The organism is Paratractidigestivibacter faecalis (assembly GCF_003416765.1).
Classification (GTDB): Bacteria; Actinomycetota; Coriobacteriia; order Coriobacteriales; family Atopobiaceae; genus Paratractidigestivibacter; species Paratractidigestivibacter faecalis.
This window is the reverse complement of the sequence record NZ_QSNG01000001.1, coordinates 1,244,075-1,269,745: the sequence shown is the minus strand read 5'-3', so window position 1 is coordinate 1,269,745 and position 25,671 is coordinate 1,244,075. Positions and strand designations below refer to the sequence as shown.

The 25,671-nt window shown below is 67.5% G+C and carries 20 protein-coding genes; 16 read left to right on the top strand and 4 right to left on the bottom strand.

Going from position 1 to position 25,671, the window contains the following annotated elements; genetic code table 11:
* Positions 1-20 precede the first annotated feature (20 nt).
* The 3 genes from DXV50_RS05645 to DXV50_RS05635 all read left to right on the top strand — a co-directional run bounded on the left by DXV50_RS05645 (position 21) and on the right by DXV50_RS05635 (position 2,247).
* The gene (locus tag DXV50_RS05645) at positions 21-536 is read left to right on the top strand and encodes a MogA/MoaB family molybdenum cofactor biosynthesis protein (RefSeq protein ID WP_117205274.1); all 516 of its coding nucleotides are present in this window, start codon (positions 21-23) and stop codon (positions 534-536) included.
* Positions 537-883: 347 nt separating this feature from the next.
* Entirely contained in the window at positions 884-1,375 is a 492-nt protein-coding gene (locus DXV50_RS05640; RefSeq protein WP_117204406.1) for a helix-turn-helix domain-containing protein, read from the top strand.
* 20 nt (positions 1,376-1,395) lie between these two features.
* Positions 1,396-2,247 carry an IS3 family transposase gene (locus DXV50_RS05635; RefSeq protein ID WP_198666371.1) on the top strand — a complete coding sequence of 284 codons (852 nt, stop codon included), beginning with the start codon at positions 1,396-1,398 and terminating at the stop codon, positions 2,245-2,247.
* Positions 2,248-2,339: 92 nt separating this feature from the next.
* Here the strand turns inward: DXV50_RS05635 and DXV50_RS05630 are convergent, their stop codons facing one another.
* Complete coding sequence (locus DXV50_RS05630) at positions 2,340-3,524, bottom strand: M20 family metallopeptidase (RefSeq protein WP_117205272.1); 1,185 nt, start codon at positions 3,522-3,524, stop codon at positions 2,340-2,342.
* Between the two features lie 152 nt (positions 3,525-3,676).
* Here DXV50_RS05630 and DXV50_RS05625 point away from each other — a divergent pair, with 152 nt between their 5' ends.
* Positions 3,677-4,762 carry a 2,3-butanediol dehydrogenase gene (locus tag DXV50_RS05625; protein ID WP_117205270.1) on the top strand — a complete coding sequence of 362 codons (1,086 nt, stop codon included), beginning with the start codon at positions 3,677-3,679 and terminating at the stop codon, positions 4,760-4,762.
* A 307-nt stretch (positions 4,763-5,069) separates the two neighbouring features.
* On the opposite strand, the gene DXV50_RS05620 is transcribed toward DXV50_RS05625, so the two are convergent.
* Positions 5,070-6,374 carry an ATP-binding protein gene (locus DXV50_RS05620; RefSeq protein ID WP_117205268.1) on the bottom strand — a complete coding sequence of 435 codons (1,305 nt, stop codon included), beginning with the start codon at positions 6,372-6,374 and terminating at the stop codon, positions 5,070-5,072.
* A complete protein-coding gene (locus DXV50_RS05615; protein ID WP_198666415.1) occupies positions 6,371-7,081 on the bottom strand; it encodes a LytR/AlgR family response regulator transcription factor in 711 nt (236 codons plus the stop codon). Before DXV50_RS05615 ends, DXV50_RS05620 begins: the two co-directional genes overlap by 4 nt.
* 238 nt (positions 7,082-7,319) lie before the next feature.
* Between DXV50_RS05615 and DXV50_RS05610 the strand changes: the two genes are divergently transcribed.
* The 10 genes from DXV50_RS05610 to DXV50_RS05565 all read left to right on the top strand — a co-directional run bounded on the left by DXV50_RS05610 (position 7,320) and on the right by DXV50_RS05565 (position 19,499).
* A complete protein-coding gene (locus tag DXV50_RS05610) occupies positions 7,320-9,851 on the top strand; it encodes a glycoside hydrolase family 3 N-terminal domain-containing protein (RefSeq protein WP_117205264.1) in 2,532 nt (843 codons plus the stop codon).
* 147 nt (positions 9,852-9,998) lie between these two features.
* Entirely contained in the window at positions 9,999-10,703 is a 705-nt protein-coding gene (locus DXV50_RS05605) for a LytR/AlgR family response regulator transcription factor (protein WP_117205262.1), read from the top strand.
* Between the two features lies 1 nt (position 10,704).
* Positions 10,705-12,000 (top strand): ATP-binding protein, encoded by a 1,296-nt coding sequence (locus DXV50_RS05600; RefSeq protein ID WP_117205260.1) that lies wholly within the window; start codon positions 10,705-10,707, stop codon positions 11,998-12,000.
* A gap of 177 nt (positions 12,001-12,177) precedes the next feature.
* Entirely contained in the window at positions 12,178-14,649 is a 2,472-nt protein-coding gene (locus tag DXV50_RS05595; RefSeq protein WP_117205258.1) for a glycoside hydrolase family 3 N-terminal domain-containing protein, read from the top strand.
* A gap of 770 nt (positions 14,650-15,419) precedes the next feature.
* A complete protein-coding gene (locus DXV50_RS05590; protein ID WP_147556690.1) occupies positions 15,420-15,632 on the top strand; it encodes an FHA domain-containing protein in 213 nt (70 codons plus the stop codon).
* Between the two features lie 104 nt (positions 15,633-15,736).
* Positions 15,737-16,774: an ABC transporter substrate-binding protein gene (locus DXV50_RS05585; protein WP_117205254.1), complete on the top strand. Its 1,038-nt coding sequence runs from the start codon at positions 15,737-15,739 to the stop codon at positions 16,772-16,774.
* Positions 16,775-16,783: 9 nt separating this feature from the next.
* Positions 16,784-17,572 carry an ABC transporter permease gene (locus DXV50_RS05580; RefSeq protein WP_117205253.1) on the top strand — a complete coding sequence of 263 codons (789 nt, stop codon included), beginning with the start codon at positions 16,784-16,786 and terminating at the stop codon, positions 17,570-17,572.
* A complete protein-coding gene (locus tag DXV50_RS05575; protein WP_198666414.1) occupies positions 17,569-18,207 on the top strand; it encodes an ATP-binding cassette domain-containing protein in 639 nt (212 codons plus the stop codon). The genes DXV50_RS05580 and DXV50_RS05575 overlap by 4 nt, the downstream gene beginning before the upstream one ends.
* A gap of 58 nt (positions 18,208-18,265) precedes the next feature.
* Positions 18,266-18,892 (top strand): dephospho-CoA kinase, encoded by a 627-nt coding sequence (gene coaE / locus DXV50_RS05570; RefSeq protein WP_117205251.1) that lies wholly within the window; start codon positions 18,266-18,268, stop codon positions 18,890-18,892.
* Positions 18,885-19,499, top strand: a complete 615-nt coding sequence (locus DXV50_RS05565; protein WP_117205249.1) for a lytic transglycosylase domain-containing protein — start codon at positions 18,885-18,887, stop codon at positions 19,497-19,499. Before coaE ends, DXV50_RS05565 begins: the two co-directional genes overlap by 8 nt.
* On the opposite strand, the gene DXV50_RS05560 is transcribed toward DXV50_RS05565, so the two are convergent.
* Positions 19,463-21,775 carry a tetratricopeptide repeat protein gene (locus DXV50_RS05560; RefSeq protein WP_117205247.1) on the bottom strand — a complete coding sequence of 771 codons (2,313 nt, stop codon included), beginning with the start codon at positions 21,773-21,775 and terminating at the stop codon, positions 19,463-19,465. The genes DXV50_RS05565 and DXV50_RS05560 overlap by 37 nt on opposite strands.
* Positions 21,776-21,998: 223 nt before the next feature.
* Here DXV50_RS05560 and DXV50_RS05555 point away from each other — a divergent pair, with 223 nt between their 5' ends.
* Positions 21,999-23,303 (top strand): ATP-binding protein, encoded by a 1,305-nt coding sequence (locus DXV50_RS05555; protein ID WP_117205245.1) that lies wholly within the window; start codon positions 21,999-22,001, stop codon positions 23,301-23,303.
* An 87-nt stretch (positions 23,304-23,390) separates the two neighbouring features.
* Entirely contained in the window at positions 23,391-25,625 is a 2,235-nt protein-coding gene (gene uvrB, locus DXV50_RS05550) for an excinuclease ABC subunit UvrB (RefSeq protein WP_117205243.1), read from the top strand.
* Positions 25,626-25,671: the final 46 nt, after the last annotated feature.

Sequence of the window (25,671 nt, the reverse complement as noted above, 5' to 3'; positions counted from 1 at the left end):
TTTCCGAACTAGGAGGTCATATGACTGAGAGCGCCCAGAAGGTCGCCTACACGGCGGCCGTCGTCACGGTGAGCGACCGCGGCGCGGCCGGCGAGCGCGAGGACGCGAGCGGCCCCGCGCTGGTGGCGCTGCTCGTGGAGCGCGGCTACGACGTGGTCCGCACGGCCATCGTGCCCGACGAGCGCACGGACATCGAGCGCGAGCTGCGCTCCTGCGCGGAGGCCGACGTCGCCCTGGTGCTGACCACGGGCGGGACGGGCTTCTCGCCGAGGGACGTCACGCCGGAGGCCACCGCCGCGGTGTGCGAGCGCATGGCGCCCGGCATTCCCGAGGCCATGAGAGCCGCGAGCATGCAGATTACCGACCGTGCGTGCCTCTCTCGCGAGGCAGCGGGCATCTGCGGCCGCACGCTGGTGGTGAACCTCCCCGGCAGTCCCAAGGCCGCGCTGGAGAACGTCTCTGCGGTCATCGGGCCCATCGCGCATGGCCTGCGCATCCTGCGAGGCGGGCAGGCCGACTGCGCGGCGGGGGTGTAGCGCGGGGGAGACGCTTTTTCCGCTTGCGGAATTCTATGGTTGTGGTACCGTTCCCATAGCGATTGATACCGTTCACCGCCTGCTACTTCAAACTTTGTGTTTGAATGCCTAACATCAAGTTAGGTTGATTGATGGAACGTCGACCTTCTCCAGGTGTCCGCGGGCCCGGGTCTGAGCCCCCCACTACATGCCCCCGCATGATGGGCCTGCGAGCAACCCCTCAGGAGACGCCCCGGAACGAGCTGCCATGCCTCGTTCCGGGGCGTTTTCTTTTGCGCGACAAGACGCAAACGTAGGCTTATTGAACTGCCTCCCATTTCTTGGACACGAGAAATGGGAGGCTTTTTATGCGTGTCGACTTGAGGGTGAAGCACGACATCGAGGCCAGGAAGGCGGCGATCGGGCTCTTCGAGCGAGGCAACGGCTACAAGTCTGCGGCGAAGGCGCTGTCGGTCCCGCGCGGAACCGTGAGACAATGGCTCTGCGTATACCGGTCGTTCGGAAGCGGGGTGCTGCTATCCATGGACGGCAAGCAGGCCAGGTACACATACGAGCAGAAGGTCGCCGCAGCCTCCGCCGTGGTCGACGGCGGCATGACGAAGGCCGAGGCGATGGCGGCGTTCGGCATAATGTCGATGTCGCCGCTCAAGAAGTGGTGCGCGCTATACCGCCGGGGCGGCGCGGAGGCCCTGCGCCCGAGGCCCAAGGGCCGGCCGAGCGGTTCCAAGGCGAGGCCGCGGACCCGCGAGGAGGAGCTCGAGGAGCGCTGCCGAAGGCTCGAGACCGAGGTGGCCTACCTAAAAAAATTGCGTGCCCTGGTCGAGAGGGACGGGCTCTGACCAGGGCGAAGGTCGAGGCCGTGAGGGTCCTGCGCGAAGAGGGGCACGGGCTGGGGCGCCTGCTGGAGTGCGCCGGCATGGCCCGGTCCAGCTACTACTACGCGCTGTCGCACCCGAAGGCTCCCACCAGGCCCGAGCTCTGGGAGGCCGCCGCCGAGATATTCTCGCGCACCGCCAACGGGTGCGGCCACAGGCAGATCGCCATGTGCCTGCGCGCCGAGCAGGGCGTGCGCATAGCCTACAAGACGACGCTGAAGATGATGCGCGAGATGGGCATCAGCTGCGGGATCCGCCGCGAGACCGACTACCACAGGTACAACTCGTACAGGGGCAAGGTCGGAAAGACCTTCGAGAACGTCATCGGCAGGGACTTCGCCGCCGACGGGCCGTGGGAAAAGATGGGCACCGACGTCACCGAGTTCAAGCAGCCCTGGGGCAAGGCCTACTTCGCGCCGGTCTACGACTTCGGCAGCAAGGAGATCGTCGCCTGGTCCACGTCGCTGCACCCCAACATGGCTCAGCAGCACGAGCTGCTCGACCAGCTCGTGTCCAAGAAGCCCAAGGGCTCCAGGCCGATCCTGCACTCGGACATGGGCTGGCAGTACCAGCAGGCCGGTTGGTGCAGGCGGTTGGAGGAGGCCGGCGTGGTGCAGAGCATGTCCCGGAAGGGCAACTGCATCGACAACGGCGCGACGGAGCAGGTGTTCGGCCACATCAAGGACGAGTTCTTCCGTGGAAGGACGTGGCCGGACTTCGAGTCCTTCAAGGCGGACCTCGACGACTTCGTGGTCCATTGGAACACGAGGAGGCGCCAGGTTAAACTGAAGGGACTGACCCCGGAGGAGTTCCGGAGACAGTCCCTTGCGGCGTAGTTCTTATTTAAGCCGTCCAAGTTTTGGGGTGCAGTTCATATTGCTGACGAGGCGAGCCAATTTGGGGACCGAAGTTGCCCCTTAACCCCCCGTTACCAGAGCTCGCGGTCAAGAAGCGCGGTCAGGACGCGCTCGACGCGCTCGATGTCGGCGTGGGGCACGTGCTCGTCGGGCTTGTGGGCCAGGGCCAGGGAGCCCGGGCCGTAGCTCATGCAGTTGTGGTTGGCACAGGTGCCCGCGATGACGGCGGTGTCGGTGTATCCGGTGAAGAAGCCCACCTCGGCGGGGGTGTTGCAGGCCTCGCAGGCGCCGCGCAGCGCGGCGAGCAGGCCGGAGCCGGGGTCGCGCTCTATGGCCGGGCGGTCGCCGGTGATGACGTAGGAGCCGTGGCATCCGGGGACCTCGGACTCGGCCGAGGCAATGGCCTTCTCCACCATGCGCGTGGCCGCCTCGGTGGTGGTGGGTGGAACCAGGCGCATGTCAATCCAGACGCGGCACTCGTCAGGCACAACGTAGGGACGGTAGCCGCCCTGGATCTGGCCAAACGTGACGGTCGAACGGCCCAGCTCCTCATGGGCGGGCGTGGCCTGGATGGCGTGGCGGATGCAGCTCACGCACTCGGCCATGGCCGCCACGGCGTCGGCGCCCTTCCAGGGCTGGCTCGCGTGGGCGGTGACGCCGGTCATGGTGACCTCGAACCAGGTGCGACCCTTGTGGGCCACCTGAATCTGCCCGTCGGTGGGCTCGGTGTCCAGCACCCACTCGTCGGAGCCCACCCAGCCGGCCCTGATGGCCGCCTCCACGCCGCGCATGAAGTCCTCCTCGTCCACCGAGCAGACGAGGCCGAACCCGCGCCGGGGAAGGCGCTTCTCCCTGGCAACGCGTCCAAGCAGCGAGAAGAGCGCGGAGAGGGCGCAGGCCAGGCCGCCCTTCATGTCGCAGGAGCCGCGGCCGTAGAGGTCGTCGCCGATGACCTGGGCGCCGAGGGGGCTGATGCCCTCGCTCCAGCCCTCGCCTAGGGTGACGGTGTCCATGTGGCAGATGTAGACCAGGCGCGGCTCGTCGGAGATGCCGGGAACGGTGACCATGAGGTTGCGTCGGTCGGGCAGCGCCTCGAGCTCCTCCACGCGGACGGCCGCGGCCAGCTCCGCAGGCATCTTGGCGATACGTGCCTCCACCAGCGACTTTATGTAATGCTCAATTCGTCCCTCGTACGTGCCGGGGTCAGAGCTGTCAATGCGCACCAGGTCTTGCGCCAGGTTCCAGGCTGTGTCCATGCGTCACACCTCACAACTAGTTTGGATACCAAACACATTGTAGGTCCGAATTGCCCCGCCGACGACCTTCTCGCCGCTCGTTGCACAAAGGACTAAGATGTCGGCTTGGGTGGCGCGGGGGCGCCACGACAATCCAACGAGAGAGGTTTTCTATGAAGGCTGCACGTTGGTACAAGGCGGGGGACATCCGCGTCGAGGACGTCCCGGAGTGCCAGATCGACGAGGACTACGACGTCAAGGTCAAGCTGCACTGGTGCGGCATCTGCGGCTCCGACCTGCACGAGTACCTCATGGGCCCGATCTTCATCCCCGTGGGTGACCCGCACCCGGTCACCGGCGAGGCCGCGCCCGTCATCATGGGCCACGAGTTCTCCGGCGAGGTCGTCGAGGTCGGGCCCAACGTCACTAACGTCAAGCCCGGCGACCGCGTGGTCGTCGAGCCCATCGTCTGCGACGACACCTGCCCGTCCTGCAAGGCCGGCAAGCCCAACCTCTGCCAGAACCTCGGCTTCCACGGCCTGGCCGGCAAGGGCGGTGGCTTTGCCGAGTACACCGCCTTCCGCCACAAGTTCGTCCACAAGATTCCCGACACGCTGCCGTACGACAAGGCCGCGCTCGTGGAGCCCATCTCCGTGGGCTACCACTCCCTCGAGGCTGGCGACTTCAAGCCCGGTATGACGGCCGTCGTCTCCGGTGCCGGCACCATCGGCCTGGCCACCATCGAGAGCCTGAAGGCCATGGGCGCGAGCAAGGTCTTCGTCATCCAGCGCAAGTCCGTGCGCCAGGAATACGCCAAGAACTCCGGTGCCGACGCGGTTCTCGACCCGTCCGAGTGCGACGTCGTGGCAGAGATCATGCGCCTGACCGACGGCTATGGCGCCGACATCGCGTTTGAGTGCACGGGCGCGCAGGCCTGCTTTGACCAGGAGGTTGCGGCCGTGCACGCCGGCGGCACCGTGGTGGTGACCTCCATCTGGGAGAAGGGCGTGAGCTTCGACCTCAACGCGCTGGTCATTCCCGAGAAGAAGATCGTGGGCTCCATCTGCTACTGCGGCAACGACTTCGACGACGTCATCCGTCTCATGGACGAGGGCAAGATTCCTGCCAACGGCTTCATCACCAAGAAGGTGGCCCTGGACGACATCGTCTCCGAGGGCTTCGAGACCCTGACCGGTCCCGAGAAGAAGAAGCAGGTCAAGATCCTGGTCTCCGCCAACCCGGACGAGCTGGGCGCGTAGGGGCCTGCGGACCTGACCGGCGCGCGGCCTCGCCGTTCCGTCTCAAGGGGAGTTGAACGAACCCCTTGCGACGGAAGGCGAGGGCGCGCGCCTTCGTTTACGTGGCTGCCCCTGCGCGCCTGCCCGCGCAGGCGGGAGTACCTCCGCCGACAAAATTTAGTAGGCATCCAGCCCCTGCAGCCGGGGACGGCGAGAAGGCCGTGCAAAGCGTAGCCGAGGGACCCCGCCCCTTCTCAAAGGGCTTCGTTCAACTCCCTTTGAGAAGGGGCGGGGTCCCTCGGTGGACAACATTGAAGGCCTTCTCGCCTCACGCCACCGGTAGCAGGGCGTCCACGTGGAAGATTCCGTCCTCGCACCCCATCGTGAGGACCCCGCCGTGCCGCTCGACGATGCCCCTCATGCTGCGCGTCCCAAAGCCGTGGTTGCCGGCGTCAGCCTTGGTGGTGACGGGCAGGCCGTCCCTGAAGGCGGGCGCCACGTCGCAGCTGTTCTCGACGTTGATGACGCACATGGTGCCGGAGCGCCGCACGTTGAGCGAGACCAGGCGCCGCTCCGGCTCCCCGATTCCGCGCACCGCCTCTATGGCGTTGTCCAGCGCGTTTCCAAAGAGCGAGTAGATCTCCTGCGGCTCCAGGCACTCCAGCGCACGGCCGTCCGCAATGACGGACAGCGTAATCTTCTCGCCTGAGCAGACCAGGCCCTTCTCGGTGAGGATGACGTCCAGGGCCGGGTTTCCGGTCTTGACCGTGGAGTCGTAGATGGCGATCTCTGCCGCCAGGTCCTCCAGCGCCCGCCCGTTGGCCACGCGCCCACCGTCCGCCAGAGAGCGGATCTGGTGCTTGATGTCGTGGCACTTCACGTTGATGGCGTCGATGTTCTTGCGGCTGAGCTGGTACTGGCGCTCGCGCTCGGCCGCCATGCGCCGCTCCACCTCGCGTTCGGTGGCAAGCTGGCGCGCCGCCAGGATCTTCTGCTCGGCGTAGAGCGTGAAGGCGCACAGCACGCCGTGGGCCAGGCGCGCCATGAGGTAGGTCTCAAGCCCGAAGACGCGCACGCCCAGGCTCTTGACCACCACGTCAAGCCCGATGACCGTGGCCACCACGGCCAGCGCCACCAGGACGATCTGTGGCTCGCTGATGTCGGCCAGGTTGTGCCGGCGAATCTGCCGCACAAAGAGCAGCAGGTAGAACGGGTAGACAATGGCCGCGGCAATGAGGAGGTTCGTCGGCCAGGGGTGGCCTGGGAACAGGCCCAGCTCCACAATCGACTCAATGAGGTTGGCCGTTCCGCTCATGAGGTTCTGGCCTATGTAGGCCGCCGTGGCGCAGAAAAGCGACTGCCAGAACGAGATCCGCCACACCAGCAGCACCGCCACGCACGTGGAGAAGAGCGTGATACCGAAGGTCAGCATGAGGATGGGCAGATTCGATCCCAGCACGCTCTGGCGCAGGGGCTCCTGCAAGAGCTCGCCTGCCAGGAACACGCCGACGGCCAGAAGGCCTCGCACGGCCGTGTCGCCGCGTCGCTCAAGGTGGGCGCATAGGGGCACGGCGCAGGCCGCCAGCTGCAGCATCATGGACAGCGCGAAGCGAAACGCGTTCGGGCCCATCATCTCCGGCCTCCCAGGTAGCGGGCCAGGGCGAGCTCGATCTCCTTCTTGTGGCCGCGCGTGATGTGGAGCGCCGTGCCGCCCGCCACGGTGACCTCGTCTCCGGCCACGCCGGTGATGAGCGCCATGTTTGCCAGGCAATAGCGAGAGACGCGCACCATCGGGGCGTCCGCCAGCTCGCGCTCCACCTGGGCCAGAGATCCGCGCGCACGCAGGGCCTCCCCGTCCACGGTGTGGTAGACGAGGTCGTGGTTGCGCACCTCTATGTGGGTGACCTGCGAGAGCGGGACCGACCTGAAGCCGTCGCCGGTGGGCACCGTGAGCGTGCGGTTAGTCCCCTGGGCCACCTCGCGCATGGCGCGGTCAAGGTTCATTGAGAGGCCCGCGAAGGTGGCGGGCTTCACCAGAAAGCCCAGGGCGTCCACCTCGTAGCCGCGCACGGCGTACTGCGCCAGGTCCGTCACAAAGATGATGCTGGTCACGCGGTGCTGCGAGCGCAGCAGCTCGGCCGCCTCCATGCCGTTGATGCCCGGCAGCTGGATGTCCAGAAGGCAGATGTCGTAGGTGCGCGACGCGTCCAGGAGCTCGAACGCGGCGCCTACCACGTCCACGTCAAACGTCACGTTTCGCGCGGCCTCGTAGCGCCGCACGAGGGCGAGAAGCGCCTCGGCGGCGTCCCTCTCGTCCTCCACAATCAGAAGGCTAGTCACGCGTCCTCCCTCTTCCCCTGCGTGCCAACCCAAATGATAGCGAGGTCAGGGCCCCTGTTCCAACATCCGTTGCCGCTCGCGGCCGTACTTCTCGCCCGTCTGGCGAGAAGTACGTTCGGGTCGCGAGAGTAGCGATTCGCGACAGGATTTTCTCCGTCCCGCAACGCCGCGGCAATCTTGGCGCCAAGAAGAGGCCCGGCATCCCGCCGGGTTGGAACAACGAGGAAGGGAAGAGCTCATGAACGTCTCACGCAGGGGATTCATCGCAGGTTCCGCGCTGACCGCGGGACTGGTGGGCCTTGCCGGCTGCAGCGCCAATGGCGCCGCCACCGGAGCTGCCGACCCGCTTGCCGCTCCCGCCGCCGACAAGTATCCCATCGAGCCCGACAAGGAGGGCACCGAGGCCAAGTGGTCCAGCGAGGAGGTCCGCGACGGCTGGACGCGCGTGACCAACAACGACGGAGGCGCCACGCTGGGCGTCGCCGACGAGGCCCGCATCATCCAGGTTGACGGCTACGCCTTCCGCGACATGGACGGCGACGGCAAGCTTAGCCTCTTTGAGGACTGGCGCCAGAGCGCCGACGACCGCGCCGCGGACCTCGCGAGCCAGCTCACCGGCGAGGAGTGCATCCAGCTCATGTGGCACGGCGGCGTCCAGGGCGTCGCGGATAGGCCCGGTTCCAAGGTCGACGCCAACGACACGAGCCTGCTTGACAAGGGCTCCTGCGCAGGCGTTTCTCGCCTGGGCGGCGATGGCGACTCCTACGCCACCGTCATCGCCTGGATCAACAACATCCAGACCAAGTGCGAGCAGCGCCCGCACGGCATCCCGTACATCTGCTCCGTTGACCCGTACGCCACGCTGGGCATTCCCTCCACCGTCGGCCTGGCCCCCGCCATGGACAAGGACCTCTGGCGCAAGGCGGGCATGTGGATCGGACGCGCCTGGAGCTCCATTGGCGTCCGCTGCGAGCTTGGTCCCCAGATCGACCTCTACACCGACCCGACGGTCGCCCGCCTGAACGGCGCCGAGACCGAGGACCCGGCCCTTGCCCGCGACTTCGCCCGCGCCTTCGCCGGCGGCATGCAGTCCACCTGGGGCGACGACGACGCCACCGACGACCAGGGCTGGGGCAAGGACTCCGTTGCCACCATGCTCAAGCACTTCGTGGGCGCCGGCGCCATCGAGGGTGGCCGCAACGACCACGGCGACACCGGCAAGTTCGATGTCTTCCCCGGCGACAACTACCAGGCTCACCTCATCCCGTTCCTTGACGGCGGCATGAAGCTCGACTCCAAGACCGAGCAGATGGCGGCCGTGATGCCCAACTACGGCATCCCGTTCTCCGAGGACGCCGAGTATGGCGAGCGCGTGGGCGGCGGCCTCAACAAGATCCAGCTCTCCATCCTGCGCAACGCCGGCTGGGATGGCATGTACACCACCGACTGGGGCATCATCACCTCCGGCCGCGGCACCGAGAACATGACGGAGCAGGAGCGCTACCGCATGATGGTCGACGGCTCCATCGACCAGTACGGCGGCGGTTTCGAGCCCGACGAGGTCGGCTATCCCGTCTACGAGGACATGAAGAAGGACATGGGCGAGGACGCCGCCCTGGAGCGCGTGCGCGAGTCCGCCCGACGCATCTTCAAGCTGATGGTCCACACCCAGCTCTTCGACCAGCCGTTCTCCAGCCGTGACACGGCCAAGGCGATCTTCACCAGCGACGCGGCCGCCAAGTTCGCCTCCGAGTGCAACGACAAGTGCGTCATCATGCTGAAGAACGCGGGCAACGTCATCGCCAAGGGCGGCATCTCCGACAAGCCCAAGGTCTACATCCCGCAGGTCTTCACGCCCAGCTCCTCCGGCTTCACGGGCACCACGCCGGCCAGCATCGCCTCCTGCTTCGACGCCCAGGTCGCGGCCGAGCACTTTGATGTCGTGACCGACACCGTGGGCGACCCCTCTGGCGTTCCGCTTGAGGGCGAGACCGAGGCCCAGTACCAGGAGGGCGACATCGCCCGCGCCACTGCCGAGGACCTCGCCGACGTCAAGTACGCCATCATCAAGGTCAAGAACCCGCAGGACGCCTACGACGGCGTCGAGGGCGCGACGGGCATCTTTGGCGCCCAGGCTGGCGACACCATCACCTACGTGCCCATCTCCCTGCAGTACCGTCCGTACACTGCAGATGGCCCCAACGTGCGCCAGGTCTCCCTTGCCGGCGACCCCGCCGATGGCAAGACTTGGGCGGAGCACGGCACCGAGTCCGGCGTTGCCATGGAGAACCGCAGCTACTACGGCAAGTCCACGCACGCTACCAACGAGAGCGACCTCGACCTGGTCATCGACACCAAGGCCAAGCTGCCGGCCGATGCCAAGCTGATCCTCATTGTCGACGCCGACCACCCGATGATCTTCTCCGAGATCGAGCCCTACGCCGACGTCATCCTCATGGGCTGGGCGGGCGACGCCGGTCCTTCCGGCTCCGGCTTCAACATCCCGGCCGACAGCTACGCCCGCATCATCACCGGTGAGGTCGAGCCCTCCGGCCTGCTGCAGTTCCAGATGCCCAAGGACATGGACACCGTCGAGGCCCAACTCGAGGACGTCCCGCGCGACATGGACTGCTACACCGACGCCGACGGCAACACCTACGACTTCTGCTTCGGCCTCAACTGGAGCGGCGTCATCGATGACGAGCGCACCAAGACCTACAAGGCCGCCCCGCTGACCAAGCCAGAGGCCGAGGTCAAGGCCGACAAGTAACGGCCTTCTCGCCCCAGTCTAGCACTCCCGGCACCACGCGCCGGCCCCGAACTCTTCCCCGGGGCCGGCGTTTCTTGTGTCTGCCGAGAAGCCCCTGCCGTCTGCGGCCACCTTCGCGTATCCTGTGCGTGTCGAAAGGGGGTCGCGATGCTTGACGTTGCCATCGTCGACGACGAGGAGGACGTGCGCGCCGAGCTGGGGCAGATGGTCCGGCGCTTCTGCGCGCAGGAGGGCGAGCGCGTCTGCGTCCATGAGTACGCGGACGGCTCGGAGCTTCTGGACGCGGCTGCCGCCAGCTGCCATGACGTCATCCTTCTGGACATAGAGATGGCCCAGGTGGACGGCATGGACGCCGCCCACGAGCTGCGCCGCCGCGGCGTCGGCGCACAGATCGTTTTCGTGACCAACATGGCACAGTACGCCATCCGCGGCTACGAGGTCGGCGCCTTCGACTTCGTCGTCAAGCCGGTGGAGTACCCGGTCTTTGCCTTCAAGTTCAAACGGGTGCTCGAGGCCGTGCGCTCCCGCCGCCGCGACCTGGTCACCCTTGAGACCAGGGACGGCTTCGTGCGCATGGACGCCGCGGACATCCTCTACGTCGAGGTGCGCGGCCACAAGCTGACCTACCACACCGCGCGCGGCCCCATCGAGATCTGGGGCACCATGAAGGCCGCAACGGCCGAGCTGGGCCCCCGGGGCTTTGCCGCCTGCAACGCCTGCTACCTGGTGAACCTCGACCACGTGACCGGCCTTTCCGGCGAGTACGTGCGCATGGGGGAGGAGAGCCTCAAGATGAGTCGCGGCAAGTCGCGCGACTTCGTGGACGCCCTCACGCGCTCCATGGGGAGGTAGCATGGACGCCGCGCTTCTCCACGAGGTCTGGGCCACCCTGGTGTGCTTCACCACCGTGCTGCTTGCCTCCGAGCTCACGTTCTGCCTGCCCAACCTGCCCCGTCGCCCGCGCTTTTTGGCCAGGGCCGCCGTGGCCATCCCGGTCTACGTGGCACTCTTCAACTCGCACCTGCTGGTCGTGCCCGTCGTCGGCACGTGGCTCGTCTCCCCGCGGGCGACCCTCATCTTTGCCGCCTCGGTCGCCGTGATCTGGGCCCTCTTTGACGTGCCCCTGCAGACGGCCCTGTTCTACGGCGCGGCCGGCTACTCGGTTGAGGGCATCCTCTTCGTCATAAGAAACGCAAGGAGTTACTTTCCCGGTCTGCCGCAGCTCGACGTGGTTTCCGGCAAGATCGCCTGTGGGTGCTGCTGCGCGCTGGTGCTTCTCGCCGTGCTCCTGGTCCTCTCGGCCCGCTACGGAAAGGACCGCCAGCCCGACGTCAACAACGCCTTTCTGCTGGTCTTCGTGCTGATCACGCACCTCGTGGTCAACGTGCTCTCTACCTGGGTGCGCGTGGACGGCCTGCAGACCGGCCCCTACGCCGTGTGCAGCGTCATGTGCTACGTGCTGCTGCTCATGGTGCAGTTCGGCGCCTTCCAGATTTCCTCGATGGAGCGCGAGCGCGACCTCGAGCGGCGCCTCTTCCGCCTGCGTGAGCGCCAGCAGCGCGAGGGGCAGGAGAGCGTCGAGGTAGTCAACGTCAAGTTCCACGACCTCAAGCACCAGATAGCGGCCCTGCGCCAGATGGAGGGCGGCGAGCTCCGCGAGAGGTGCCTGGCCGAGCTCGAGCACTCCATCGAGGCCTACGACGCCTCCGTGCACTCGGGAGATCCGGCCGTGGACGCCATCCTCACCGAGAAGAGCACCCGCTGCTGGAGCCGCGGCATCGACTTCTCGTGCATGGTGGATGGCGGCTGCCTGGCCGGTCTGGGCGTGGTCGACCTCTACACCCTTTTGGGAAACGCCCTGGACAACGCCATAGAGGCTGCCGAGAAGGTCCCCTCGTGGGAGGCCCGGGTGGTCTCCGTGCGCGCGTGGTCGCGCGGCGGCCTGGCGTTTCTCTGCGTGGAGAACTCCTGCATGGGACAGGTGACGCTGGGGGAGGACGGCCTGCCGGTGACGTCCAAGGATGACCCCGACTACCACGGCTTCGGCCTGCGCAGCATCCGCGACATCGCGCGGCGCCACGGCGGCAACCTGACCCTGGAGCCCGCCGACGGGCGCTTCTCGCTGACGGTGCTGCTGCCGTTTGAGTAGCCCTGCGCCGAGCGGCGGCTTCCGGGCGGCGAGCGGCGCCGGCCCCGCAACCCTCCCGCAATCCGTGAAACCCAGCCCGCAGACCGTGAAAGCGCCATGGCGGCGGCAGCCTTTGCTCCCGTAGGATGCCAGCCAAGGGGATACACCCACAAAAACCCATGGTGAAAGGGGTCAAGCATGACTGGGAAGAGCGTCACCAGAAGGGGCTTCGTCGCAGGGGGCGCGCTCGCCGCGGGCCTTCTGGGCCTGGCGGGCTGCAATGCGGCCGACGGCACCGACGGCGCCGCCAAGGGCTCCGGCTACAAGGAGACCGACTCCGGCAACGGCTACACCATCGTCGATAACGGCGACGGCAAGCAGCTGAGCTACTCTCCGGACTCCGGCCTCAAGCTCATCGAGAAGGATGGCTACGCGTTCAAGGACTTCGAGGGCACGGGCGAGCTCGTCCCCTACGAGGACTGGCGTCTCACCGCCGAGGAGCGCGCCGACGACCTGGCCGGCCGCCTCACGATCGAGCAGATCGCGGGCCTCATGTGCTTCTCCGCGCACGTGTTCACGCTCGAGGACGACAACTCCGTGACCGACGTCCAGAAGGAGTTCCTTGACGGTAACGTCCGCGCCGTCCTGAACGCCGCTTCCGGCTACGCCGCGTATCGCCAGGCAACCTGGTCAAACCTCATGCAGGCCTACGTTGAGGCGTCCGGCAACAAGATTCCCGTGAACTTCTCGTCTGACCCGCGCAACGGCAAGAACTGCACCGACTGGCCGGGCAACCTGGCCCTTGCGGCGACCTTCGACCCCGCCGTGGCCAAGCAGACCGGCGCCGGCATCGCTCGCGAGATGCGCGAGATGGGCGTCACCACGTTCCTCGGGCCCCAGGTGGACGTCGCCACCGACCCGCGCTGGCAGCGCTTTAGCGGCACCTTCGGCGAGGACCCGGCGCTGTCCCGCGACATGACCCGCGCACTCGTCGACGGCCTGCAGTCCACCGTCGACGAGAAGGGCGAGGACCAGGGCTGGGGCACCGGCTCGCTGGTCTCCATGGTCAAGCACTGGCCGGCCGAGGGGCCGGGCGAGGGCGGTCGCGAGGCCCACACCGAGGGCGGCAAGTACGCCGTCTACCCGTCCGACGGCTTTGAGGCCTGCATGATCCCCTTCGTGGACGGCGCCTTCAAGCTCGACGGCAAGACGGGCAGCGCCGCGGCCATCATGACCTCCTACACCATTGCCTACGACGAGGACATGAAGTACGGCGAGCTCGTGGGCTCGGGCTTCTCCAAGTACAAGGTCCAGGAGCTCCTGCGCGAGAAGTTCGGCTTTGCCGGCTCCGCCTGCACCGACTGGGCCGTCCTGAACGACGTCCAGCCCGACGGCGCCAAGTCCTACCGCTGCTGGGGCGTCGAGGGCGGCGACTGGACGCCCGCCAAGCGCGCTTCCAAGGCCGTCTCGGTCGGCGTCGACCAGATGGGCGGCTGCAACGACCCCACCCTGCTGGTCTCCGCCTTCGAGGACATGAAGGCCGAGCTCGGCGAGGAGAAGGCCACCGAGAACTTCCGCGCCTCCGCAAAGCGCCTGCTGCTGGGCTACTTCAACACGGGCATCTTCGAGGACCCCTACGTCGACCCCGACGCGGCCAAGTCCGACATTGACAAGGGCAACGACGGGGTGGCCGCCGCCGCCCTGGACGCCCAGGTCAAGGGCATCGTCATGCTCAAGAACGCCGGTGGCGTCATCAAGAAGGCGGCCGGCTCCGACAAGCCCAAGGCCTACGTGCCCATGCGCTTTGTCGCCGCCTCCCGCAAGGCCGGCACAATGGACACCGCTCCCTGGAAGGACTCCGCGGCCACCTGCGGGCTGCCGCTCTCCAAGGGCACGCTCGAGAAGTACTTCGACGTGGTGACCGACACGCTGGCCGACGCCCTGACCGGCCCCGCCGACGACAAGGGCAACGCCACGCCCGCCGAGGCCGACCTCACCCGCCTGACCGCGGCCGACATCGCCGACTGCGACCTGGTTCTTGTCTGCGCCGCCGCCCCCAACAACGCCTCCCCGCGCGCCGCGCGCACCGAGGCCGGCGACTACGTGCCGCTGTCCGTGCAGTACCGCCCCTACACGGCCGACGCCGACGTCGTGCGCAAGGCTTCCCTTGCCGGCGACCCCGCTGACGGCAGCTGCTGGGCAGACCACGAGACCGCCAAGGGCGTCGCCATCGAGAACCGCAGCTACTTTGGCAAGACCTCCCAGATCACTAACGAGGGTCAGCTCGACCAGATCCTCGAGGCGGCGGCCCTGGCCAAGGAGGCCGGCAAGCCCTGTGTCGTCATTCTCGACATCACGCAGCCCATGTGCGTGCACGAGTTCGAGTCCGAGGTCGACGCCATCCTGGTCTCCATGTCCGGCTCCACTGAGGCGGCCTGTCGTATCGTCGCCGGCCAGGACGAGCCTTCGGGACTCCTGCCCATGCAGATGCCCAAGGACATGGTGGCCGTCGAGACCCAGCTCGAGGACGCCTCCCGCGACATGGACTGCTACGTGGACGCCGAGGGCAACACCTACGACTTCGCATACGGCCTCAACTGGAGTGGCGTCATCGACGACGAGCGCGTGAAGACCTACAAGGTCGCCCCGCTCACCAAGCCCGTGGCGTAGTCCTCGCCTGGCGGCCCTGCCGCCCAGCCCCGCACGCCCGGCACCACGCGCCGGCCCCGAACTCTTCCCCGGGGCCGGCGTTTCTCGTCGGGGCCGGTATCCTAGGTATTCTTGACCTCGGTATGTACGCAATTGCGAAATTGATATTAGACGACAGACGGCAAAACCGCAGGTCGCTTACCTTTCAGGCGAGGTATCAATGCTGCAATTACGTACATACTAGAGTAAAGGGATAAAGTCCCATACGGCTATGTGTTCCTGCGGTTACGTCTGGGTGAAACTCTGCTTTACCGAGGTTGCGGCCTGCGGCAGACCCCCTACCATGTAATGCGACGCGGCGGCGACCGACCCTCCTCTTCCCGGGTCGGCCGCCGCCGTGGCCCTTTCTGGCTAAGTTGTAGGGCCGCGATCGGCAGACAGGGCGCTCTCGGTTGCAATCCGCGCGCAGAAGTGGCCTTGGTGTGAGCGTTCCGGAAAAGATTGTGCAGAAGTGACCTTGGTGTGAGTGCCCTTTTGGAGTCTGCGCCTGCCGGCCACTGGCTATATGCAAAACGGGATTGTTGCCGCCTCGTCTACCTGCGGCTAAGCGTAGATGATATACATTAAAATAATGATGCCCTTGGAAAGTACCGGAATCGGGCTCGCACGAAAGCCACTTCTGCACAGGGCTAGGAAAAATCCTCACACCAAGGCGCGTTCTGCGCAGCGCGCCGTCCCGGATGGGCCGCTCCGTGGCCATCGGGACCAGGTTGGTGGCATAGTATCCTTACGTGACTGGAGCCAACGAGAGGGGGTGCACGTGGCGCGACGAGGACGCCTGGTGGGCCATGGACCTGGGGTCCACCAACGGCAGCTGGCTCACCCCGGCGGGCGGCGAGCGCGTGCGGCTGGAGCCCGGTGTACGCCGCGAGGTGGGGCCGGCCGACGAGCTCGCGCTGGGCGCCATCACGGCCTTCGTCCTGGTGGAGGGGCTGCCAAGCTAGCCTGGCGCCGCCCGATGCCACCGGTCGCCGCCGCGGCGCATTTGACAAAGGGCCCGGCGCTTGCCAACCTTGGTGCGCAACGCAAAAAGGGAAGGAAGCATCACATGCTGAATAGAAGAGAGTTCCTGCAGGCAGCGGCCCTGGGCGGCACTGCGATCGGCCTTGCCGGCTGCGGCTCCGCGCCCGCCCAGGATGACGCCGCTCCCGCGCAGGGCGACGCCGCCACAGCCGCGGAGCCCGTCGCCGTCCGCACCGCCGCCCTCAAGGGCCCGACGGCCATGGGCCTGGTGCGCTTCATGGGCGAGGCCGACGCCGGCAACCTGGCCGACGAGGACTGGTCGTTCCAGATCCTGGCCTCCGCCGACGAGGTCACCCCGCTCATTGCAAAGTCCGAGGTGGACGTGGCCGCCGTGCCGGCAAACCTCGCGAGCGTGCTCTACAACAAGACCGAGGGCGGCGTGCACGTCATCGCCGTCAACACGCTGGGCGTGCTCTACGTCTGCGAGCTGGGAGACGAGGTCAAGACCGTCTCCGACCTGCGCGGACGCACCATCTACTCCGCCGGCAAGGGCGCCACGCCCCAGTACGCGCTGGAGTACGTGCTGCGCCAGGCGGGCCTTGACCCCGACTCCGACGTCACCATCGAGTGGAAGAGCGAGCACGCCGAGTGCGTGGCCGCCCTGGCCGAGGGCGCGGACGCCGTGGCCATGCTGCCCCAGCCCTTCGTGACCACGGCCCAGGCCAAGAACGACAAGATCCGCGTGGCCCTGGACCTCAACCGCGAGTGGGAGTCCGCCTGCGAGGCCGCCGGCCAGAAGGCCCGCCTCATCACCGGCGTGGCCGTGGCGCGCTCCGAGTTCGCCGACGCTCACCCCGAGGCCGTTGACGCCTTCCTGAGCCACTACCGCGAGTCCGTTGAGTACGTCAACGGCAACGTGGACGAGGCCGCCAAGCTGGTGGCCGGCTACGACATCGTGCCCGAGGCCGTGGCGGCAAAGGCCCTGCCGGCCTGCAACATCACCTTCGTTGCCGGCCAGGACATGAAGGACCAGCTCTCCGGCTACCTCGAGATCCTCTTCGGCCAGAACGCCCAGGCCGTGGGCGGCTCCCTTCCCGGCGACGACTTCTACTACGGCGCCTAGGGGCCCGCGTTGGCCGGCGCCGCAAAGGACACATCAGGCGAGAAGGGCGTCCGCCCGTGGCTCCGCCGCCTCGCCGTGGCCGCCTTCTGGTTCGCCGCCTGGCAGCTGGCGAGCATGGCGGTGGGCTCGCGCATAGTGCTGGTGGGCCCCGCCGAGGTGGCGTGCCGGCTGGCGGAGCTCGTCTGCCAGGGGGACTTCTGGGTCTCCGTGGGCCTCTCGCTGGGGCGCGTCGCCGCCGGCTTTGGCCTGGCGGTCGCGGCCGGAGTGGCCCTTGCCGCGTGGGCGAGTAGGTCCCGCGTGGTGGAGGGGCTTCTCGCCCCGTTGGTTGGCGCCGTCAAGGCGGCCCCCGTGGCCTCCTTCGTGGTGCTGCTGCTCATGTGGGTGCCGTCGCGCCGGCTCTCGGTGGCGGTCTCGTTCCTGATGGCCTTTCCGATCCTGTACACCAACGTGCTCGCGGGCGTGCGGCAGACCGACCCCGCCCTGCTCGAGATGGCCGACGTCTTTGGCGTCCGCGGCTGGGCGCGCGCCTGCACCATCTACGCCGCGCAGGTGGCCCCCTACCTGCGCGCGGGCCTCTCGCTGGCCATGGGCCTCTCTTGGAAGAGTGGCGTTGCGGCCGAGGTCATCGGCCTGCCGGCGCCCTCCATAGGCATCCACCTCTACGACGCCAAGGTCTACCTTGACGTGCCCGGCCTCCTTGCGTGGACGGTCGTCGTCGTCGCCCTCTCCGTGGGGCTCGAGGCCCTGCTCGGGCGCCTTCTGGACTGGGCGCAGGCCCGTTGGGAGGCCCGCCCGTGAGCGCGAGCGCACCCGCATACTCCCTGGCAGACGTCACCGTCCGCCTGGGCGAGAAGGACGTCCTCTCGCACGTCAGCGCCGACTTTGCCAAAGGCCGCGTCCACGTGGTGCGCGGTGCCTCGGGTGCAGGCAAGACCACGCTGCTGCGCCTGCTCATGGGCCTCGTCGAGCCCGCCTCAGGCGGCGTCAGGCGGCCCGAGGGCGCCCGGCTTGCGGCGGCCTTCCAGGAGGACAGGCTGTTGGACTCCCTTACCGTCTCCGCCAACGTGCGCCTGCCCCACGGGCGCGTGGGCGGCCCCGAGCGGGCACGGCTGCTGGACGAGACGCGCCGCGCCCTGGTCGCGGTGGGCATGGCCGGCCTGGAGTCTGCCCGCGCGGGCGAGCTCTCCGGTGGCCAGCGTCGCCGCGTGAGCCTGCTGCGGGCGGCGCTTTCCACCTCTGACGTTGTGTTTCTCGACGAGCCTCTGCGCGGGCTCGACGAGGGGAGCTCCCGGGCCACCATGGCCTGGCTCCTGCCGCGCCTGGCCGGAAAGACCGTCTTCTGGGTGACTCACTCCGAGGCGGAGGCCGCCGCGCTGCCCGCCCCGGTGCTGTGGACGGTTGATGGCGGGCGGGTCCGCCCCGACCGCATGTGAGAAGATAGGGTCTCCCAAACCGCAACTCACTCGCACCCAGGGAACCCAGGGAGTCATCTTGTACACCGTATTTCTCGCCGGGGGAATAGCCTCCGGAAAGTCCAGCGTGGCCCGCGAGCTCGAGCGCCGCGGCGCCTGGCGCATAGACCTCGACCAGGTGTCCCGTGCCGTCCTGGAGCCGGGAAGCGACTGCCTGCCCGAGATTGCCGACGCCTTTGGCGACGACCTCCTTGACCCGCAGACCGGCGAGCTCGACCGCGGCCTTCTGGCCGGTCGCGCCTTTGCCGACTCCGAGGCCTGCGCCCTTCTGGAGAAGATCGAGATGCCGCACATCAAGCGCATGCTGGTGCGGACGCTGGAGGGGGAGGGCTGCTGCCTCACCGCGCCCGCCGTCTGCGTCGTGGAGGTGCCGCTGCTGGACCGCGTGGAGGACATGCTGGACCTGGCCGACGAGGTCGTCTGCGTGACGTGCCCCGTCGAGGTGCGCCGCGAGCGCGCCATCGGGCGCGGCATGGACGGCGCGGACTTTGACCGGCGCGTGGCCAACCAGCCCACCGAGGAGTACCTGCGCGCCCACGCGGACACGGTGCTGGACAACTCCGGCGCGCCGGAGCGGCTTGCCACGGCGCTCGGCGCCTGGTGGGCCGAGCGGGAGTCCTCCGGCTGGGGAGAAGCGCGTGGCTAGGCGCAGGGCTCGCCGAGAGGGACGGTTTCTTCGCTGGTACCGCCTCCTGCCCCTGCTGGCGCTGGCGGGCACGCTGGGACTCTGCGGGGCACTTGACGCCGCTCCCACCACGCTGGGGCGGCAGCTCCTCTACCCGGTGAGCGACGTCGCCGCCATAGAGGCCTCCGCCGCCAGGCATGGCGTCGACCCGGACCTGGTGTGCGCGGTCATCAAGTGCGAGAGCTCCTGGAACCCCACGGCCACCTCCTCAGCGGGCGCCATCGGCCTCATGCAGGTCATGCCCGACACCGCGAGGAGCCTGGTGGAGATGGGGCTCGTCGACGGGGGCGCCTGGGACGCGAGCAACCTCACGGACCCCAGCACCAACATCGAGTTCGGCTGCGCGTACCTGGGCTACCTGCAGGGGCGCCTCTCGTCCACGGAGGAGATAGTGGCGGCCTACAACGCGGGCATAGGCACCGTGCAGGGCTGGCTCGACGAGGGCGGCGTCATCCCGGACGACATAGCCTTCGCGGAGACCCGCGCCTACCTGCAGAAGGTGACCCTGGCCTACGAGGGCTACCAGAGGAGCTACCCCTCCGGGCTCACGGACGCGAGCGATCGGTAGACCCCCAGCAGGGCGTCGTCGCGGTCAACCTCGAGGGCCACGGCCAGGTATGCGCGGGAGATTCCCATGAGGCGCGCGTCCACGCAGGCGGCCGCGGCCTCCTCCATGGCGCGCCGGGCGCCGTCGGCGTCCCCCAGCGGGATGCCCGCGGCCGAGAGCTCGCGCGCGCACTCCTCCGGGTCAAGGCGAGAAAGGCCCGGCTCGCTGCCCAGGAGCTCGTCGAGCTCCTCCCTGGCCTGGGCGGCGATCTCGCCGTGCAGGCGCATGGAGCGCTCGTAGCAGGCCACGGCGAGGCGGTTCCTGCCTAGGCGCCACTCCATGTAGGCCAGGCGGTACAGGCAGATCGACATCTCGCGCGCGGTGGCGGCGTAGCCCAGCGCGTCTACCAGGACGTCCACGCACTCGAAGATGCGCTCCTGAGCCTCCAGGACCCGCACGCGCGAGAGCGCCGCGTCCGGTGTGACCGGGGCGATGCGGACGAGCTCGTCGGCGTGGACCTGTGCCTCCTCGGCGCGGCCCAGCTGCGTGAGCACGCGGGCGGCAAGCGAGTGCGCGGCGTAGTAGGCGTCTGGCACCAGGACCACGTCGCGGCCGTCTGCCACCGTGCGGTTGAAGCGCACGCGCTCGGCGGCCGAGTTGAAGTAGCGGCAGGCACGTGTGGGGCCGTCCGCGTAGGCGCCCGCCTGGGCCAGGGGCACGAGGGCCGCGTCAAGAAGCCCCAGGGCGCGCTCGAGGTCCGCGGGGCCGGCGTCCTCGCCGGCAAGGTCGAGCGCCTGCCGCTGGGCCTGGTCGAGCGGGCTTCCCAGCGCGAAGACAAGGGCCAGCGCCTGGTGGTCGGAGGCGTCCACGGTGCCGTCCACGAGCGCCTGGCACGTGCGGGAGCAGGCCTCGCGCACCGTCGGGTCCTCCGTGGCGTCGCGGGCGGACATGAGGCGGGTCACGGCGTCCGAGGTCGTGGAGCCGAGGGTGCCCACCAGCCGGTTCCAGACGCTCACGCGGCGGGCGTTCTCGTTGATGCCCAGATCGGAGACGCGGGCGGCGCCGCAGGCCTCGCGAACGGCCCGGGGCGCGTCCGAGGCGTCGAGCTCGACGGCGTCCCAGCGACAGGCCGGGTTGAGACGGCTGTCGGAGCGAGCCAGCAGGGCGTCGACGGGCAGCATCCGGCCGTCCCCCGCAACGTCCAGGCGGCAGTTCCGCGCGGGGACGGGCTCTGCGTCCGCAGCCGCCGCGCCGGCCAGGAGGCCGTCCAACTCCCCTTGGCCGACGAGCAGCGAGAGGAGCGTCTCGCGCGCGCCATGGCTCACGCAGTTCACTCCCACGCGCTGGATGCGCGACGAGGCTGCGAAGGCCCCGCGCGCCACCAGGAGCGCAAGGCGCCAGTCGTAGCGGCGCGCCTCCGCCGCCTGGCGGGCCTTGTCGTCAGGTGCCACGAGGGCCAGGCAGGAGGGGCTGGGAACGGCGACGTCGACGCACGCCAGACCCTCACCGAGGTTGAGCTGGAAGGCGGAGACCACGCGGAAGGGCGCGGGCAGGTTCTCGAGCCACTCCGAGAGCGCCAGGCGCGCCGCCCACTCGCCGCCCTTCTCACCGGCGGGGAAGGTCCTGCCCTCCGGCGCCGGCAGGGGAGAGAGGCTCGCCAGGTCGCGGAAGAGGGCCTCGATGCGTCCCTGGTCGTCCGGCGCGTCCGGGCAGGCGCCCTCGGCGAGGTCCGCGGCCAGGTTGAGGGCACCCTCCAGGGCGATGAGGCGGTCATAGCCGTCCTCGGTGAGCTCGTCCACGTCGCACGACATCCACCAGCGGCGGTTGCGGCGCAGGCGGTTTGCGGAGAAGCGCGGGGCGCCCTCCCACTCCATGAGGCCGCTTCGCACCAGCAGCGCCGGAAGCATGCCGTAGTCGGCTGAGGTCTGCCCGTGTGAGACCAGGTCCCGCAGGGAGGCGACCACGTCGTCGCTCCTCTGGACCAGGGCCTCGACGCTGCCCGTGCCGTGCTTTTCCGCCGCTTGGGAGGCGCCGGCCCGCGGCGCGCCGGCGGCAGCGGATGCCTGCCCGGCGGAAGCCGCCGCAGCCTTGAGCTCCTTGCGGTTACGGATGGAGCCCACGCAGATCATGGCGATGCCCGCGCCCCAGACGCCCCACTCGACGGCGCCGGGGAGGTTCCCGCCCGTCTCGGAGGCCCACAGGAGGGCGCTGCCCACCGCGATGGCGGCCACGCCGCCCACGATCATGGGCCTGGACGACCTCTTGCCGGCCGTGCTGTTCTGAGCGTTCTTCTCCACGTCTCTCCTCCCCAAGGCGCCTGTGGATTTGATTCTAGCCCGCCGCTGTCTGCCCGTGCCATTGGGGACGGGGTCAATGGCATGGCGCGATATGGCAAGAAGCGGCGATGCATACAAACTCCGCCTGAAAAGTGTGATTTCAAACAAAAAGACGTTCGACTTTCTGTCTAAAATAACAAAAATCAGGCTGAGTTTGATCTCGGAGCGTTATTTGGAGGCCCGTATGGACAGGTACCTTATGGCTGAGCTCATGAGGTGGAAGGAATCCCGTCGTCGCAAGCCCCTCATCCTCAACGGCGCCCGCCAGGTGGGAAAGACCTGGCTCCTCAAGGAGTTCGGAAGGACGCAGTTTGACGACATGGCCTACGTGAGCCTGGATAACAACGATGCGGCGCGTGCCCTGTTCGAGTCTGGGTACGACATGGAGAGGATCGTTGCCGGCCTCTCCCTTCTTACGGGCGTTCGGGTGAAGGTCGGCTCAACGCTGCTCGTCCTTGACGAGGTGCAGGCCTGCCCGAGGGCGATTACCGCGCTCAAGTACTTTTGCGAGGAGCTGCCGGAGCTCGCCGTCGCCGCTGCTGGTTCGCTGCTGGGGGTATCCGCCACGGAGGGCACTGGCTATCCGGTGGGAAAAGTGGACTCGCTGGACCTTCACCCTCTGAGCTTTAGGGAGTATCTGGACGCGACGGGAGACAAGATGCTCCGGGAATTCCTGGATGATGGTGATCCGGTCAGCGTCAACGCGTTTGGTGAGAGGGCGAGGGCGGCCCTCAAGAACTACTGCGTTGTCGGTGGCATGCCTGCCGTCGTGGAGGAGTTCGCCCAGACGGGCGACCTCGGCGAAGCGCGACGCTTGCAGCTCCAGATACTCGTTGATTACGAGCGTGACTTTGGCAAGCACGTTCCCGTCAGGCTACTTCCCAAGATGCACGACCTGTGGGACTCCATTCCAGCGCACCTCTCGCACGAGAACAAGAAGTTTGTCTTTGGCAGGGTCAGGGAGGGGGCACGCGCCAAGGACTATGAGGAGGTGCTTGCCTGGCTGTCGCAGGCCGGCCTCATTCACAGGGTCTCCCGAGTGACCAAGCCCGGCATCCCGCTTTCTGCCTATGACGACCGAAGGGCGTTCAAGGTGTTTCTCTCGGACGTCGGCCTCCTTGGGGCCATGAGTGGTCTCACACCGTCGAGCGTCATTGAGGGAGATGTCGTCTTTACCGAGTTCAAAGGTGCCTTGACCGAGCAGTATGTCTGCCAGCAGCTCATTGCCGATTGCAGAATGCGACCGTACTACTGGTCTGCAGTGAACTCTCGTGGGGAGGTTGACTTCCTCACCCAGAAGGATGGGAATGTCTTTGCCATCGAGGTCAAAGCGGAAGAGAACTTGCAGGCCAAGAGCCTTCGGTCGTTCAAGGAAAGAAATCCCGGGGTAAGCGCCGTGAGGTTTTCCCTCTCGGGGTATCGCGAACAGGACTGGATGAGCAATGTCCCTCTCTACGCAGTGGGCGTCTCCAAGCTTTGGAACAAGTAGATGCTCGTTGAGGTAAAAACCAGAACAGATGTTTCTTAATTTGGGCAAATGGGGTACACTCTGGACACCGGCTGAGGGGAGGACGCAATGGGGGCTGCCGAGTATGCGGGACCGGGCAAGGAGCGGTTTGGCGCCGAGCTGCGCCGGTTTGGCGTGGAGCACGAGGGGGAGCGCCTGCGCGTGGTCTCCCCGTACGAGCCCGCCGGTGACCAGCCCCAGGCCATAGAGAGGCTCGCCGAGGGCGTGGAGGAGGGCCTGCGCTACCAGACGCTCATGGGCGTCACCGGCTCGGGCAAGACCTTCACCATGGCAAAGACCATAGAGGCGCTCAATCGCCCCACGCTCATCATGGAGCCCAACAAGACGCTCGCGGCCCAGGTGGCAAGCGAGATGAAGGAGTTCTTCCCCAACAACGCGGTGGTCTACTTCGTCTCGTACTACGACTACTACCAGCCGGAGGCCTACGTCCCGCAGACAGACACCTACATAGAGAAGGACTCCTCCATCAACGAGGAGGTGGAGAAGCTCCGCCACCAGGCCACGAGCTCGCTGCTCTCGCGCCGCGACGTCATCGTGGTGGCGTCGGTTTCCTGCATCTACGGCATCGGCAGCCCCCAGGACTACGCGGGCCTGGCGCCCAACGTGGACAAGGAGGTCCCTCTGGAGCGGGACGACCTCATCCGCGAGCTCATAGACATCCAGTACGACCGCAATGACTATGACCTGGTGCGCGGCACCTTCCGCGTGCGTGGAGACACCGTGGACGTCTTCCCTCCCTATGCCGAGAACCCCCTGCGCATCAGCTTCTTCGGCGACGAGGTTGAGCTCATCGCCGAGGTGGACAACACCACGGGAGAGATCGTCCGAGAGTTCGACGCCATCCCCATCTGGCCGGCGTCCCACTACGTGACGGAGCGGCCCAAGGTCAACCACGCCCTCAAGACCATCAGCGAGGAGCTGGAGGGCCGCGTGGCGGAGCTCAAGGCAAGCGACATGCTCCTGGAGGCCCAGCGCCTCGCGCAGCGCACGAGCTACGACCTCGAGATGCTCGAGACCATGGGCTTCTGCAACGGCATCGAGAACTACTCGCGCCACCTCGACGGCCGCGCCCCCGGCGAGCCGCCCTACACGCTCATCGACTACTTCCCCAAGGACATGCTCTGCATCATCGACGAGTCCCACGTCACGGTGCCCCAGATCCGCGGCATGCACGAGGGAGACCGCTCGCGCAAGATCACCCTGATCGACCACGGCTTCCGCCTGCCCTCCGCGCTGGACAACCGCCCGCTGCGCTTTGACGAGTTCGAGGCGCGCATCCCGCAGTTCATCTACGTCTCCGCCACGCCGGGAGACTACGAGGAGTCCGTCACCCAACGCCAGGTGGAGCAGATCATCCGCCCCACGGGCCTTCTGGACCCCAACATAGAGGTACGCCCGGTGCGCGGCCAGATAGACGACCTGCTGGCAGAGATCAAGGAGCGCGTGGCCAGGAAGGAGCGCGTGCTGGTGACCACCCTCACCAAGCACATGGCCGAGGACCTCACCGACCACCTGCTGGACGAGGGCATCCGCGTCAACTACATGCACTCCGACACCGCCACGCTTGACCGCGTTGACATCATCAGGGACCTGCGCCAGGGAAAGATCGACGTCCTGGTGGGCATCAACCTCCTGCGCGAGGGCCTGGACATCCCCGAGGTGAGCCTCGTGGCCATCCTGGACGCCGACAAGGAGGGCTTCCTGCGTAACAGGAGGTCGCTCATCCAGACCATGGGCCGCGCGGCGAGAAACGCCCAGGGCCAGGTCATCATGTACGCGGACGTCATCACGGACTCCATGCGCGAGGCTATCGACGAGACGCGCCGCCGCCGCGCCATCCAGGAGGCCTACAACGCGGAGCATGGCATCGTGCCCAAGACGGTGTGCAAGTCCATAGCTGACATCTCCGGCTTCATCCAGGAGGCCGACGAGAACGTGGGCAAGCGCAAGCGCAAGGACCACGCGTTCTACACCGCCTCCGGCGAGGGGGCCGAGGAGCAGGGCGCCCCCGCGGACCACTCCACGGCGGAGTCGGTGGCAGACGAGCTGGCCGACCTCGGGCCGGAGGAGCTGGCGCAGGTCATGGCGTCCCTCGAGGACGAGATGGCCCGCGCCTCGGCGGACATGGACTTCGAGCGGGCGGCCGCCCTGAGAGACCAGCTGGTAGAGCTCAAGAGCCGCTTTGAGGGTGGGAGCGCCGCCGAGGTCATGGAGCGCCTCAAGGCCGGAGCCCGCAAGGGTAGCGCGCACGCCACCAGGAGGCGCTACCGCGGCAAGCACTAGGTCCGAGGCCCGCGCCACACACGAGGAAGCGCAAGGGGAAAGGGGA

Excerpts from the sequence above, each read along its gene's own strand:
- DXV50_RS05625 (WP_117205270.1), top strand. The coding sequence starts at position 3,677 with ATGAAGGCTGCACGTTGGTACAAGGCGGGGGACATCCGCGTCGAGGAC.
- DXV50_RS05555 (WP_117205245.1), top strand. The coding sequence starts at position 21,999 with ATGGACAGGTACCTTATGGCTGAGCTCATGAGGTGGAAGGAATCCCGT.
- DXV50_RS05610 (WP_117205264.1), top strand. The coding sequence starts at position 7,320 with ATGAACGTCTCACGCAGGGGATTCATCGCAGGTTCCGCGCTGACCGCG.
- DXV50_RS05595 (WP_117205258.1), top strand. The coding sequence starts at position 12,178 with ATGACTGGGAAGAGCGTCACCAGAAGGGGCTTCGTCGCAGGGGGCGCG.
- DXV50_RS05600 (WP_117205260.1), top strand. The coding sequence starts at position 10,705 with ATGGACGCCGCGCTTCTCCACGAGGTCTGGGCCACCCTGGTGTGCTTC.
- DXV50_RS05640 (WP_117204406.1), top strand. The coding sequence starts at position 884 with ATGCGTGTCGACTTGAGGGTGAAGCACGACATCGAGGCCAGGAAGGCG.
- DXV50_RS05585 (WP_117205254.1), top strand. The coding sequence starts at position 15,737 with ATGCTGAATAGAAGAGAGTTCCTGCAGGCAGCGGCCCTGGGCGGCACT.
- DXV50_RS05630 (WP_117205272.1), bottom strand. The coding sequence starts at position 3,524 with ATGGACACAGCCTGGAACCTGGCGCAAGACCTGGTGCGCATTGACAGC.
- uvrB (WP_117205243.1), top strand. The coding sequence starts at position 23,391 with ATGGGGGCTGCCGAGTATGCGGGACCGGGCAAGGAGCGGTTTGGCGCC.
- DXV50_RS05620 (WP_117205268.1), bottom strand. The coding sequence starts at position 6,374 with ATGATGGGCCCGAACGCGTTTCGCTTCGCGCTGTCCATGATGCTGCAG.
- DXV50_RS05605 (WP_117205262.1), top strand. The coding sequence starts at position 9,999 with ATGCTTGACGTTGCCATCGTCGACGACGAGGAGGACGTGCGCGCCGAG.
- DXV50_RS05645 (WP_117205274.1), top strand. The coding sequence starts at position 21 with ATGACTGAGAGCGCCCAGAAGGTCGCCTACACGGCGGCCGTCGTCACG.